The organism is Burkholderia sp. SR8 (assembly GCF_052851275.1).
Map to the genome: position 1 here is coordinate 88,289 of NZ_JAULUC010000009.1, position 13,084 is coordinate 101,372.

The 13,084-nt window shown below is 66.1% G+C and carries 10 protein-coding genes; all 10 read left to right on the forward strand.

Annotation, left to right across the window (positions count from 1 at the left end):
* The first annotated feature begins 23 nt into the window (after positions 1 to 23).
* The 10 genes from Q3A80_RS14080 to Q3A80_RS14125 all read left to right on the forward strand — a co-directional run bounded on the left by Q3A80_RS14080 (position 24) and on the right by Q3A80_RS14125 (position 12,993).
* Positions 24 to 995: a dipeptidase gene (locus Q3A80_RS14080; protein WP_446329585.1), complete on the forward strand. Its 972-nt coding sequence runs from the start codon at positions 24 to 26 to the stop codon at positions 993 to 995.
* Positions 996 to 1,134: 139 nt separating this feature from the next.
* Entirely contained in the window at positions 1,135 to 1,668 is a 534-nt protein-coding gene (locus Q3A80_RS14085; RefSeq protein WP_048243292.1) for a DUF5943 domain-containing protein, read from the forward strand.
* Between the two features lie 74 nt (positions 1,669 to 1,742).
* The gene (locus Q3A80_RS14090; protein ID WP_044844361.1) at positions 1,743 to 3,806 is read left to right on the forward strand and encodes an NADH:flavin oxidoreductase; all 2,064 of its coding nucleotides are present in this window, start codon (positions 1,743 to 1,745) and stop codon (positions 3,804 to 3,806) included.
* Positions 3,807 to 3,808: 2 nt separating this feature from the next.
* Positions 3,809 to 5,734, forward strand: a complete 1,926-nt coding sequence (locus Q3A80_RS14095) for a (Fe-S)-binding protein (RefSeq protein ID WP_446329586.1) — start codon at positions 3,809 to 3,811, stop codon at positions 5,732 to 5,734.
* Positions 5,735 to 5,738: 4 nt separating this feature from the next.
* Positions 5,739 to 6,908 carry an FAD-binding protein gene (locus Q3A80_RS14100; protein WP_446329587.1) on the forward strand — a complete coding sequence of 390 codons (1,170 nt, stop codon included), beginning with the start codon at positions 5,739 to 5,741 and terminating at the stop codon, positions 6,906 to 6,908.
* Positions 6,905 to 7,690: an electron transfer flavoprotein subunit beta/FixA family protein gene (locus Q3A80_RS14105; protein WP_446329588.1), complete on the forward strand. Its 786-nt coding sequence runs from the start codon at positions 6,905 to 6,907 to the stop codon at positions 7,688 to 7,690. The genes Q3A80_RS14100 and Q3A80_RS14105 overlap by 4 nt, the downstream gene beginning before the upstream one ends.
* Before the next feature lie 52 nt (positions 7,691 to 7,742).
* On the forward strand, positions 7,743 to 8,984 hold the full coding sequence (locus Q3A80_RS14110) for an aromatic ring-hydroxylating oxygenase subunit alpha (protein WP_446329589.1): 1,242 nt from the start codon (positions 7,743 to 7,745) through the stop codon (positions 8,982 to 8,984).
* 29 nt (positions 8,985 to 9,013) lie between these two features.
* A complete protein-coding gene (locus Q3A80_RS14115; protein ID WP_446329590.1) occupies positions 9,014 to 10,162 on the forward strand; it encodes an FAD-binding oxidoreductase in 1,149 nt (382 codons plus the stop codon).
* Positions 10,163 to 10,295: 133 nt separating this feature from the next.
* Complete coding sequence (locus Q3A80_RS14120) at positions 10,296 to 11,159, forward strand: glycine betaine ABC transporter substrate-binding protein (RefSeq protein ID WP_446329591.1); 864 nt, start codon at positions 10,296 to 10,298, stop codon at positions 11,157 to 11,159.
* A 178-nt stretch (positions 11,160 to 11,337) separates the two neighbouring features.
* Complete coding sequence (locus tag Q3A80_RS14125; RefSeq protein ID WP_446329592.1) at positions 11,338 to 12,993, forward strand: APC family permease; 1,656 nt, start codon at positions 11,338 to 11,340, stop codon at positions 12,991 to 12,993.
* Positions 12,994 to 13,084 lie beyond the last annotated feature (91 nt).

Genomic DNA, 13,084 nt, shown 5'->3' on the forward strand with positions numbered 1-13,084 from the left:
AGAGACTGGAGCGAGAGGCAGATATGAGCACGCTGCATGAGGACAGCATCATCATCGACGGACTGAACATCTCGAAGTTCGAGAAGCCGGTGTTCGAGGACATGCGCAAAGGCGGCATCACGGCCGCGAACTGCACCGTGTCGGTGTGGGAGAACTTCACCAAGACCGTCGACAACATCGGCGTGATGAAGAAGAAGATCCGCGACAACGGCGAGCTGCTGACGCTTGTGCGCACGACCGACGACATCTTCCGCGCGAAGAAGGAAGGCAAGACGGGGATCATCCTCGGCTTCCAGAACGCGCATGCGTTCGAGGACAACCTCGGCTACATCGAGGCGTTCGCCGACATGGGCGTGCGCGTCGTGCAGCTCTGCTACAACACGCAGAACCTGGTCGGCACCGGTTGCTACGAGCGCGACGGCGGCCTGTCGGACTTCGGCCGCGAAGTGATCACCGAGATGAACCGCGTCGGCATCATGGTCGACCTGTCGCACGTGGGCGGCAACACGTCGTCGGAAGCGATCGCATTCTCGAAGAAGCCGGTGTGCTACTCGCACTGCCTGCCGTCGGGCCTGAAGGAACATCCGCGCAACAAGAGCGACGCGCAGCTGAAGGAAATCGCCGACGCCGGCGGCTTCGTCGGCGTGACGATGTTCGCGCCGTTCCTGAAGCGCGGGATCGAAGCGAACATCGACGACTACATCGAGGCGATCGACTACGTCGTGAACCTGATCGGCGAAGACGCGGTCGGCATCGGCACGGACTTCACGCAGGATTTCGCGAAGGAATTCTTCGACATGCTGACGCATGACAAGGGCCGCTATCGCCAGCTGACGAACTTCGGCAAGGTGATCAACCCGGACGGCATCCGCACGATCGGCGAATTCCCGAACCTAACCGCGGCGATGGAACGCCACGGCTGGAAGGAATCGCGTATCCGCAAGATCATGGGCGAGAACTGGGTGCGCGTGTTCAAGGACGTGTGGGGCGCATAAGCGCTCGCCGGCCCGAACCGCCAACGGAAATTCAACACTAGAACAATCGGGACGTGCCGGCGCCTGGCGCGCGGGCACGCGGACGATGTCGTGCCTGCGCCCGAGCCGCGCGGCCATTTTTCCTCACGGAGTCACCACGATGCAACCGCAACTGCCGATCAACGTCGATCCCGATACCGGCGTCTGGACCACCGACGCGCTGCCGATGCTGTACGTGCCGCGCCACTTCTTCACGAACAACCACGTCGCCGTCGAGGAAGCGCTCGGCGTCGACGCGTATGCCGAGATCCTGTACAAGGCCGGCTACAAGTCCGCGTATCACTGGTGCGACAAGGAAGCGAAGCTGCACGGGCTCACCGGCATGGCCGTATTCGAGCACTACCTGAAGCGTCTGTCGCAACGCGGCTGGGGTTTGTTCTCGATCATCGAGGCCGATCCGGCCAGCGCACGCGCGAAGATCGAGCTGCGCCACTCGTCGTTCGTGCTCCAGCAGCCGGGCAAGGAAGGCAAGCTCTGCTACATGTTCGCGGGCTGGTTCGCCGGCGCGATGGACTGGGTCAACGACACGACGCCGGAAGGCAAGGGTGCGCCGCGCGCGCAGTCGAAGGAAGTGCAGTGTGCGGCCGAGCACCACGACCACTGCGTATTCGAAGTGTCGCCGATCGCGCACTGATGCGCTGACGTAACGACACAGCAACACCACAACACCCGCAACACGAGACATTCGAACGCCAGAGGTCGCCTGCGATGCGTTATCCCCACCTGTTCAAACCCATGCAGCTGAACCAGCTGACGCTGCGCAACCGGATCGTCAGCACCGCGCACGCCGAGGTGTATGCCGAGCCGGGCGGCCTGCCGGGCGACCGCTACATCCGCTATTACGAAGAGAAGGCGAAGGGTGGCGTCGGCCTCGCGATCTGCGGCGGCTCGAGCCCCGTGTCGATCGACAGCCCGCAAGGCTGGTGGAAGTCGGTGAACCTGTCGAACGACAAGATCATCGATCCGCTCACGCGTCTGGCCGACACGATGCACAAGCACGGCGCGAAGATCATGATCCAGGCGACGCACATGGGCCGCCGCTCGTCGTTCCACGGCGAGCACTGGCCGCACCTGATGTCGCCGTCGGGCGTGCGCGAGCCGGTGCACCGCGGCAACGCGAAGATCATCGAGATCGAGGAAATCCGCCGCATCATCGGCGACTTCGCGGCCGCCGCGAAGCGCGTGAAGGCGGCCGGCATGGACGGCATCGAGATCTCCGCCGCGCACCAGCACCTGATCGACCAGTTCTGGAGCAAGCGTTCGAACCATCGTACCGACGAATGGGGCGGCAGCCTCGAGAACCGTCTGCGCTTCGGCATCGAAGTGCTGACGGCCGTGCGCGAAGCGGTCGGCAAGGACTTCTGCGTCGGCCTGCGCATGTGCGGCGACGAATTCCACGAAGACGGCCTCGATCACGAAGCGCTGAAGGAAATCGCGCAGGCGATGTCCGAGACGGGCCTGATCGACTACCTGAGCGTGGTCGGTTCGGGCGGCGACACGCACAACACGATCGCGAACTGCATGCCGCCGATGGCGCTGCCGCCGGAGCCGTTCGTGCACCTCGCGGCCGGCATCAAGTCGGTCGTGAAGATTCCGGTGATGCACGCGCAAAGCATTCGCGATGCGGGCCAGGCCGAGCGCCTGCTCGCGAACGGGATGATCGACCTGGTCGGCATGACGCGCGCGCAGATCGCCGATCCGCACATGGTGATCAAGATCCGCGACGGCCGCGAGGACGAAATCAAGCAGTGCGTCGGCGCGAACTACTGCATCGACCGCCAGTACAACGGCCTCGACGTGCTGTGTATCCAGAACGCCGCGACGTCGCGCGAAGCGACGATGCCGCACATCATCGAGAAGTCGCGCGGTCCGAAGCGCAAGGTGGTGGTGGTCGGCGCCGGCCCCGCGGGCCTCGAGGCGGCGCGCGTCGCGAAGCTGCGCGGCCACGACGTCGTGCTGTTCGAGAAGAACGCCGAAGTCGGCGGCCAGGTGATGATCGCCGCGAAGGCGCCGCAGCGCGAACAGATGTCGGGGATCATCCGCTGGTTCGACATGGAAACGAAGCGCCTCGGCGTCGACCGGCGCCTCGGCGTCGCGGCCGACGAGAAGATGATCATGGCCGAGAAGCCGGACATCGTCGTGCTCGCGACCGGCGGGTCGAGCTTCACGTGGCAGGTGCCGGCGTGGGGCGTCGCCGAAGGGCTGGCCGTCAGCTCGTGGGACATCCTGACCGGCAAGGTCGAGCCGAAGCAGAACGTGCTGCTGTTCGACGGCGTGAGCACCCATGCGGGCGCGGGCGTCGCCGACTTCATGGCGAGCCGCGGCTCGAAGGTCGAGGTCGTCACGCCCGACGTGAAGGTCGCCGACGATTGCGGCGGCACGACGTTCCCGATCTTCTATCGCCGCCTGTATGCGCTCGGCGTGATCCCGACGCCGAACACGATGCTCGATCGCGTGTACGAGGAAGACGGCAAGATCATCGCCGTGCTGCGCAACGAATACACCGAGGAGCTCGAAGAGCGCGCGGTCGACCAGGTGGTGATCGAGAACGGTTCGTCGCCGAACGACGAGTTGTACTGGAAGCTCAAGCCGGAATCGGTGAACCGCGGCCAGATCGATCCGCACACGCTGTTCGCGGCCGAGCCGCAGCCGTGCCTGTCGGAAGAACTGGGCAACGGCCGCTTCCTGCTGTTCCGTGTCGGCGACTGCATCTCGATGCACAACGTCCACGGTGCGATCTACGACTCGCTGCGCCTCGTGAAGGATTTCTAAAAATGAATCCGGCTTTCCTCATTACCGCACTGCTGTGGCTGTCGGTGGCGGGGCTCGCGTTCGCGGTCGCGAAGCGCTCGTCCTACTGGCGTCTCGGGCGCGCGACGGCGCCCGGCTCGTTCGGCGTCGCGAACCTGTTCGCGATCCCGAAGCGCTACTTCGTCGACCTGCACCACGTGGTGGCCCGCGATCCGTACATCGCGAAGACCCACGTCGCGACCGCCGGCGGCGCGATCGCCGCGCTCGCGCTGGTGTTCGTCAACTACGGCCTCGCGATCTATTCGCCGTGGCTCGACAAGCTGATCTTCCTCGCGGCGCTCGCGATGCTCGTCGGCGTAGTGTTCGTCTGGCGCCGCCGCGCGGCGAAGGACGTGCCGGCCCGCCTGTCGCGCGGCCCGTGGAATGCGCTGCCGTGGCTGCTCGGCTCGTTCGCGCTCGGCCTCGTGCTGTTCATGGTCGTGCCGGCCGGTGCGATGTCGGGTGCGTTCGCGGTGCTCTGCGCGCTGCTGATCGGCGTCGGCGCGTTCACGATGACGGTCGGCGCCGCGAAGGGCGGCCCGATGAAGCACGCGATCGCCGGCCTGCTGCACCTCGCGTTCCACCCGCGCCAGGAGCGTTTCGCGGCGACCCGCGACTCGTTCACGGGCAACGGCACGGCCACGCCGCCGACCGCGCTGAAGCTGCCGGACATCGAGCATGAAGAGTACGGTGTCGCGAAGCCCGTCGAATTCCGCTGGAACCAGCTGCTGAGCTTCGACGCGTGCGTGCAGTGCGGCAAGTGCGAAGCCGCGTGCCCCGCGTTCGCATCGGGCCAGCCGCTGAACCCGAAGAAGCTGATCCAGGATCTCGTCGTGGGGATGGCGGGCGGCACCGATGCCGCGTACGCCGGCAGCCCGACGCCGGGCCTCGCGGTCGGCCAGCATCGCGGCGAGCCGAACGGCCCGATCGTGTCCGGCCTGATCGAGGAGCAGACGCTGTGGTCGTGCACCACCTGCCGCGCCTGCGTGCAGGAGTGCCCGATGCTGATCGAGCACGTCGATGCGATCGTCGACATGCGCCGCAACCGCACGCTCGTGCACGGCACGGTGCCGGGCAAGGGCCAGGAAGTGCTCGCGAACCTGCGCGAGACCGGCACGATGGGCGGCTACGATGCGACCGCGCGCTACGACTGGTCGGTCGACCTGAACGCACCGGTCGCGCAACCCGGCAAGCCGGTCGACGTGCTGATCGTCGCGGGCGAAGGCGCGTTCGACATGCGTTACCAGCGCACGCTGCGTGCGTTCGTGAAGGTGCTGAACAAGGCGGGCGTCGATTACGCGGTGCTCGGCGGGACCGAAACCGACACCGGCGACGTCGCGCGCCGCCTCGGCGACGAAGCGACGTTCCAGCAGATGGCGAAGCGCCTGATCGGCACGCTCGGCTCGCTGTCGTACAAGCAGATCGTGACGGCCGACCCGCACGTGATGCACAGCCTGCGCAACGAATACCGCGCGCTCGGGCTGCGCGTGACGGTCAAGCACCACACGACCTACATGGCGGAGCTGGCCGACGCCGGCAAGATCGCGCCGAAGGCCGTCGAAGCAGTGCGCGAGAAGCGCACCACGTATCACGATCCGTGCTACCTCGGCCGCTACAACGGCGAGACGGAATCGCCGCGCAAGCTGCTGAAGACGATCGGCATCCAGGTCGTCGAGATGGAGCGCAACGGCATGCGCGGCCGCTGCTGCGGCGGTGGCGGCGGTGCGCCGCTGACCGACATCCCAGGCAAGCAGCGTATTCCCGACATCCGCATCGCCGACGCGCGCGCAATCGGCGCGGACGTGGTCGCGGTCGGATGCCCGAACTGTACGGCGATGCTCGAAGGCGTCGTGGGCCCGCGCCCCGACGTGCTCGACGTGGCCGAACTCGTTGCCGCCTCGCTGGAGTGAATCGATGAACACGATCAAACGAATCGATCCGCGCCGGCCGTTCATCATCACGGCCGCCGGCCTGAAGCGCATCACGCTCGGCGAGGAAGGCAGCGCCGATGCGAGTGCCGCGCAGTGGTCCGCGCACGGCCACGGCGCCGCGGCCGCGAAGCCGCGCCGCGCGGTGCAGGACCCGAAGCACGTGATGCTGGTGGTCGCGCATACCGAGCGCGGCGCGCTCGACGATCATGCGCGGCAGGCGATCGCCGCCGCCGCGGTGCTCGCCGACGCGCAGACGGAAGTCGCGCTGCTGGCATTCGGCGAACTGAAGGACGACGCGGCCGAACTCGGCGTCGACAGGCTGATCGAGCTGGCCGGCTTCGACCGCCGCGCGTTCGCGCCCGAAAGCGAATTGCAGGCATTGCAGGCATGTGCCGCGGCGCTCGCGCCGAAGCACGTGTTCGTGCCCGACAACGCGACCGGCGACGGCGACCTCGGCCGGCGTTATGCCGCGGCGGCCGGCGCGAGCGTCGCGACCCACGTCGTCGAGATCGATGCGAAGCATGTCGGCGCATACGCACAGGCCGGCCGCGCGTTCGCGACCCGCGGCTTGCCCGACGTGATCCTGCTCGCGCAGAACGCGGTCGAGGCGAAGCTGCCGTTCGTCGGCGCGGGCGAACGCCTGGCCGCCGACTTCATCCGTCCGGCCGGCGACGCGGCGCAGCCGTACCGCGATCTCGGCCTCGAGGAAATCGACGCGGCGCAGGTCGCGCTGGAGGAAGCCGACTTCATCGTATCGGCGGGCAACGGCGTGTCGGACATCGGCGCGTTCGAGCGGCTCGCCGGCGCATTCGGCGCGGCGATCGGCGCGAGCCGCGTCGCGGTCGACAACGGTCACTTCACGCGCGACAAGCAGGTGGGCGCGACCGGCAAGACGGTCGAGGCAAGCGTGTACATCGCGTTCGGCATCTCCGGCGCGGTGCAGCACCTGCAGGGGATCAAGGACTGCCGCCACGTGATCGCGGTGAACCTCGACGGCAGCGCGCCGATCGCGAAGCGCGCGAACCTGACGGTGGTGGGCGACGCGCAGGCGACGATCGCCGCGCTGATCGAACAGGTGCAGGCCGCGCGCGCGGCGCGCGGGCAATCACCGGCTGCGGTCGGCAGCCGTGAAACGGAAGGAGTCGCAGCATGAACGCCCCCCGCCAGTTGCAACGCATCGCGGTGCTCGTGTCCGTGGGCCGGCATCCGGTCAGCGGCACGGCGCGCTACAGCCGCAACGACGCGGCCGCGCTCGAAGCCGGCCGCCAGCTCGCGGAGCAGCATCGCGCGCAGCTCGACGTGATCCATGCGGGCGACCCCGCGAATGAAGCGCTTGCCGAATATCTCGCGCTCGGCGCGCGCCAGGTCGAAGTACTGGCCTGCCGCGACGGCGACGATGCCGTGCACGCGATCGCCGCGCGCGTCGAGGGCTACGACCTCGTGCTGACCGGCACGCGCGCCGAGGGCGCATACGACACCGGGATGCTGCCGTATCGCGTTGCCGCGACGCTCGGCTATCCGCTCGTCGGCTCGGCCGTCGACGTGACGGTCGGCGGCGGCCGCGCGGCGGTGCGGCAATTCTTGCCGAAAGGGCTGCGGCGGCGCGTCGACACGGCGCTGCCGGCCGTCGTCGCGGTCCATCCGCTCGCGAACGTTGCGCCGCGCTACGCGTATGCGCGGCTGCGGGCCGGCACGATCCGTCCGGCGCTCACGGCGCCCGGCACGGATGCCGATGCGGCCGCATGGAAGGTCGGTCCGATCGAGCGTAAACCCGTAAAGCTGGTCGCCGCCGAGAAGCGCTCCGGGCATGCCCGGATGCTGTCCGCGACGACGACCGAAAGCCGCGGCGGCAACGTCGTAAATGAAGGGAGTTCAGTCGAAAAAGCACAAGTGATCCTCGCGTATTTGCGCGAGCATCAGCTCATCGACTACTGATTTTGATGCCTGTCGGCAACAACACTGGGACGCAAGGAATCCGGAGCAAACGATGAAAGTATCGGCAGACATTCGCGCACTGATCGAACGCCGCAAGGAAGGCTACAGCCTCGAGGCGCCGTTCTACACGAGCGAGGAAATCTTCGCCCTCGACATGGAGGCGATTTTCCGCCAGCACTGGATCCAGGTCGCAATCGAACCGGACATTCCCGAGCCGGGCGACTACGTGACCGTGGAACTGGGCAGCGACTCGATCCTGATCGTGCGCGACGACGACATGGAAATCCGCGCGTTCCACAACGTGTGCCGGCACCGCGGCGCGCGCCTGTGCAACGAAGACAAGGGCTCGGTCGGCAACATCGTGTGCCCGTACCACAGCTGGACCTACAACCTGACGGGCCAGCTGATGTTCGCCGAGCACATGGGCGAGAAGTTCGACCGCTGCAAGCACAGCCTGAAGTCGGTGCACGTGCAGAACCTCGCGGGCCTGATCTTCGTGTGCCTCGCGGAGGAGCCGCCGGCCGACTTCGCGCAGCTGCGCGCCGAGATGGAGCCGTATCTGCTGCCGCACGATCTGCCGAACACGAAGATCGCCGCGCAGATCGACATCATCGAGGAAGGCAACTGGAAGCTCACGATGGAGAACAACCGCGAGTGCTATCACTGCGTCGCGAACCATCCGGAGCTGACGATCTCGCTGTACGAATACGGCTTCGGCTACCAGCGCTCCGACGCGAACGCCGAAGGCATGGATGCATTCGCCGAAACGTGCGTGCGCCGCGGCAAGGAATGGGCCGAGATGGGCCTGCCGTCCGCCGAAATCGAAAAGCTGCTCGACGTGACGGGCTTCCGCACGCAGCGCCTGCCGCTCGACCGCCACGGCGAATCGCAGACGCTCGACGCGAAGGTCGCGTCGAAGAAGCTGCTCGGCAAGTTCGACCAGGCCGACCTCGGCGGCCTGTCGTTCTGGACGCAGCCGAACTCGTGGCACCACTTCATGAGCGATCACATCGTGACGTTCTCGGTGATTCCGCTGTCGGCCGGCAAGACGCTCGTGCGCACCAAGTGGCTCGTGCACAAGGACGCGAAGGAAGGCATCGACTACGACGTGAAGAACCTGACGGCCGTGTGGAACGCGACCAACGACCAGGATCGCGCGCTCGTCGAATTCTCGCAGCGCGGCGCGACCAGCAGCGCGTACGAACCGGGCCCGTATTCGCCGTACACGGAAGGTCTCGTCGAAAAATTCTCGGCCTGGTACATCGGCCGGCTCGCCGAAAAGACCGGCGCGTAGTAGTACCCAGCACTGAAGCGGAGTTACACATGATGCGAGATGCGGCCCATTTCGAGCCGGCGGACAGCCGGGTCACCCACCCGGCGTTCTGGAGCGCGCTTCCGGAGCGCTGGACGAGCGACGTCGAGGAAACGCTGGTGTGCTGCCACGTTCGGCAGGAAACCCACGACGTGAAGAGCTTCTTCTTCCGTTCGCCGCAAGGCCGTGCGTTCTCGTTCGAGCCCGGGCAGTTCATCACGCTCGAGCTCGACATCGAAGGCGAGACGATCAACCGGTGCTACACGATCTCGTCGTCGCCGGCGCGGCCGCACACGATCTCGATCACGGTGAAGCGCGTGCCGGGCGGCAAGGTGTCGAACTGGCTGCACGACAACCTGCAGCCGGGCGCGTCGGTTCGCGTGCTCGGCCCGGCCGGCGAATTCACGTGCGCGCGGCATCCGGCGCGCAAGTACCTGTTCCTGTCGGCCGGCTCGGGTGTCACGCCGCTGATGTCGATGAGCCGTGCACACCACGATCTCGCCGAGGATCGCGACATCCTGTTCGTGCATAGCGCCCGCACGCCGGACGACATCATCTTCGCGCGCGAGCTCGACCTGATCGCGTCGAACCATACGAATTTCCGCACGTCGTTCGTCGTCGAGCGCGTCGGTTCGCGCACGAACTGGCCGGGCGTCACGGGCTTCCTGACGCTGCCGCTGCTGAAGCTGATCGCACCGGACTTCATGGAGCGCGAGATCTTCACGTGCGGCCCCGCGCCGTACATGAAGGCGGTGCGCGACCTGCTCGACGAAGCCGGTTTCGATCGCAAGCAGTATCACGAGGAAAGCTTCTCGTTCGAAACGCTCGCACAGACCGCGAGCGACGACGTGCTCGCCGAACTCGTGCCGGCGGCCGACGGCGGCGACGTCGCGACGAAGCAGTACACGGTCAGCTTCGCGAAGAGCAACCGCGAGATTTCGTGCGGCTCCGAGCAGCACGTGCTCGACGCGGCGCGGCAGTCCGGCGTGCGGCTGCCGGCATCGTGCACGCAGGGCATGTGCGGCACCTGCAAGGTGAAGCTCGTGTCGGGGCAGGTCGAGATGAAGCACAACGGCGGCATCCGCCAGCGCGAAATCGACCAGGGGATGGTGCTGCTGTGCTGCAGCAAGCCGCTGTCGGATCTCGTGATCGACAAGTAGTCCAGTACGCCACCGGCTGTCCGGACGCGTCGCGTTCGGACAAGCATCCGTCGGAAAAGAACGATACCGCGGATTTGTGGTTGAAGAACCTAGAGAGACAACGCGCGGTGTGCGCATATCAAGGAGATCGACCATGAAACTGTTCGGAAAACTGTTGTGGAGCGGTGCCCTGTCGGCGATGGTGGCACTGAGCGCGTCGGCGCTTGCCGATACCAAACCGACGCTGAAGATCGGCTACGTCGAAGGCTGGGACGACAGCGTCGCGACGTCGAACGTCGCGGCCCGCGTGATCGAGAAGAAGCTCGGTTACCAGGTCCAGCTGGTGCCGGTGGCGGCCGGGATCATGTGGCAGGGCGTTGCGCGCGGCGACCTCGATGCGACGCTGTCCGCGTGGCTGCCGGTCACGCACGGCTCGTACTGGAGCGAGTACAAGAGCAAGGTCGTCGACGTCGGCGCGAACTTTCCCGACGCGAAGATCGGCCTGATCGTTCCCGACTACGTGAAGGCGAAGAGCATCGAGGACCTGAACGCCGAGAAGAGCAGCTTCGGCGGCCGGATCGTCGGCATCGATGCCGGTGCGGGCGTGATGCGCAAGACCGACGAGGCGATCAAGAACTACGGGCTCAGCTACACGCTGATGCCGAGCTCGGGCAGTGCGATGACGGCCGAGCTGTCGCGCTCGGTCGGCGCGAACAAGCCGGTGATCGTGACCGGCTGGGCGCCGCACTGGATGTTCGCGAAGTGGAAGCTGCGCTTCCTCGAAGACCCGAAGAAGGTGTTCGGCGGCGCCGAGCACGTCGACAGCGTCGTGAACCCGCAGCTCGAAACGAAGGCAAAGCCGGTCGTCGCGTTCCTGAAGAAGTTCCAGTGGAAGCCGGGCGAAATCGACAGCGTGATGCTCGCGATCCAGAACGGTTCGAAGCCGGAAGCGGCTGCGGATGCATGGATTGCCGCGCATGCGGACCGCGTGAATTCGTGGACTGAAGGCGCGCAGTAACACCGCGGCGATTCGTCGCGCGAAGCATTACAACAATACGCCGGGAATGGCATGCAGGAATCCGAAACAATCGTGAATTCATGCAGCCATATCCCGGTTTTCTTTTACTGATTCTGCAAAAAAGCCCGTAAGTTGTTACACTACGGCCCTTGTGCGGAGTCATCTCAGGAGGCATTGGATGAGTCAGGCAGGACTGCGTGCGAATCGCACCAGTGATGTTGAGGCAACCATCTCACATGATTCGACGGGCCATACGCTGCATCGTGGCCTGACCTGGAAAGACGCTTTTTGGGTAACGAGCGGCGTGCCGGCAGGCGTGCTGTTCACGATCGGCGGCGTATGCACGACGATCGGCCAGCCCGCGTGGGCGATCTGGATCGCCGCGATCACGATGGGGCTGATTCAAAGCGCGACTTATGCGGAAATATCGGGGCTATTTCCTCATAAATCGGGCGGCGCGTCGGTGTATGGCGCGATCGGATGGGTCCGTTACAGCAAGCTGATTGCCCCGGTTTCCGTGTGGTGCAACTGGCTCGCGTGGTCGCCGATGCTCGCGCTCGGCTGCGGCCTCGCGGCGAGCTACGCACTCACGAGTCTCTTTCCCGCCGATGCCGCGGTGCTGCACTGGCAGCTCACGGTGGCGAATCTCGGTTTCATCAAGCCGGGGCTCTCGCTTCGCATCAACGCGACGTTCATCATCGCGACGATCCTGCTTCTCATCACGTTCAAGCTTCAGCACAGCGGCGCATCGAAGGCGGCGCGCACGCAGCGCATCCTCGGCATTGCATCGCTCACGCCGCTGCTGATCGTCGGCATCGTGCCGTTCGTCACCGGCGACGTGCCGATGTCGAACCTGCTCCCGCTGCTGCCGCTCGGCCACGATGCGCACGGCAACCTCACGGCCGCGACGTTCGGCTCTTGGAACGGGCAGGGCGTCACGATGGCGCTCGGCGCGATGTTCATGGCCGGCTGGGCGTCGTACGGCTTCGAGACGGCCGTCTGCTACACGCGCGAGTTCCGCGATCCGCGGCGCGACACCGCGAAGGCGATCTTCTGGTCGGGCGCACTGTGTCTCGTCGTGATGACGCTGGTGCCGATGGCGTTCCAGGGCGCGCTCGGCACGCAGGCGATGCTCGATCCGGCGATCGGCGACGGCACCGGCGTCGCGGCCGCGATGGCGAAGATCGTCGGCGGTGGCGCGTGGGTCGCGAATGCGGTCGTCGTGATGCTGATGCTGTCGATCCTGCTGATCGTGATGACGTCGATGATGGGTTCGTCGCGCACGCTGTACCAGGCATCGGTCGACGGCTGGCTGCCGAAGTACCTGTCGCACGTGAACGAGCACGGCTCGCCGACGCGCGCGATGTGGACCGATCTCGGCTTCAACCTCGTGTTGCTGATGATGTCGGACTACATGACGGTGCTGTCGATCTCGAACGTCTGCTACATGCTGTTCGTATTCCTGAACCTGCAGTCCGGCTGGATCCACCGGATGGACCGCGGCGACTGGGACCGGCCGTTCCGCTGCCCGACGTGGCTGCTCGTCGCCGGTTCGATCTGCGGCTACGCGAACCTCGTCTACGTCGGCGCGGGCGCGAACCTGCAGGGCGAAGGCACGCTGCGCAACGGGCTGATCGCGATGCTGCTGATCGTGCCGGTGTTCCTGTATCGCCACTACTGGCAGGATCGCGGCCGGTTCCCCGCACAGATGCAGCGCGACATGGAACTCGAAGTGCCGAAGCGCGCGATGTGGCTGAACCTGATGCCGTACGCGGCGCTGGTCGGCGCAGCGCTCACGATCTGGCTGTCGTACTACTTCGCGTGGATGAAGTAAGCGCGTGACGCATCGCGCGGCGCACCGGACACCGCACCGGGGCCGTCGCGCGAAGCGACGAACGAACTGCCCGAAAAAAAACCGACCGGCT

Bases quoted from the DNA above. Each gene is read 5' to 3' on its own strand.
- Q3A80_RS14080 (WP_446329585.1), top strand. From the start codon at position 24: ATGAGCACGCTGCATGAGGACAGCATCATCATCGACGGACTGAACATC.
- Q3A80_RS14085 (WP_048243292.1), top strand. From the start codon at position 1,135: ATGCAACCGCAACTGCCGATCAACGTCGATCCCGATACCGGCGTCTGG.
- Q3A80_RS14090 (WP_044844361.1), top strand. From the start codon at position 1,743: ATGCGTTATCCCCACCTGTTCAAACCCATGCAGCTGAACCAGCTGACG.
- Q3A80_RS14095 (WP_446329586.1), top strand. From the start codon at position 3,809: ATGAATCCGGCTTTCCTCATTACCGCACTGCTGTGGCTGTCGGTGGCG.
- Q3A80_RS14100 (WP_446329587.1), top strand. From the start codon at position 5,739: ATGAACACGATCAAACGAATCGATCCGCGCCGGCCGTTCATCATCACG.
- Q3A80_RS14105 (WP_446329588.1), top strand. From the start codon at position 6,905: ATGAACGCCCCCCGCCAGTTGCAACGCATCGCGGTGCTCGTGTCCGTG.
- Q3A80_RS14110 (WP_446329589.1), top strand. From the start codon at position 7,743: ATGAAAGTATCGGCAGACATTCGCGCACTGATCGAACGCCGCAAGGAA.
- Q3A80_RS14115 (WP_446329590.1), top strand. From the start codon at position 9,014: ATGATGCGAGATGCGGCCCATTTCGAGCCGGCGGACAGCCGGGTCACC.
- Q3A80_RS14120 (WP_446329591.1), top strand. From the start codon at position 10,296: ATGAAACTGTTCGGAAAACTGTTGTGGAGCGGTGCCCTGTCGGCGATG.
- Q3A80_RS14125 (WP_446329592.1), top strand. From the start codon at position 11,338: ATGAGTCAGGCAGGACTGCGTGCGAATCGCACCAGTGATGTTGAGGCA.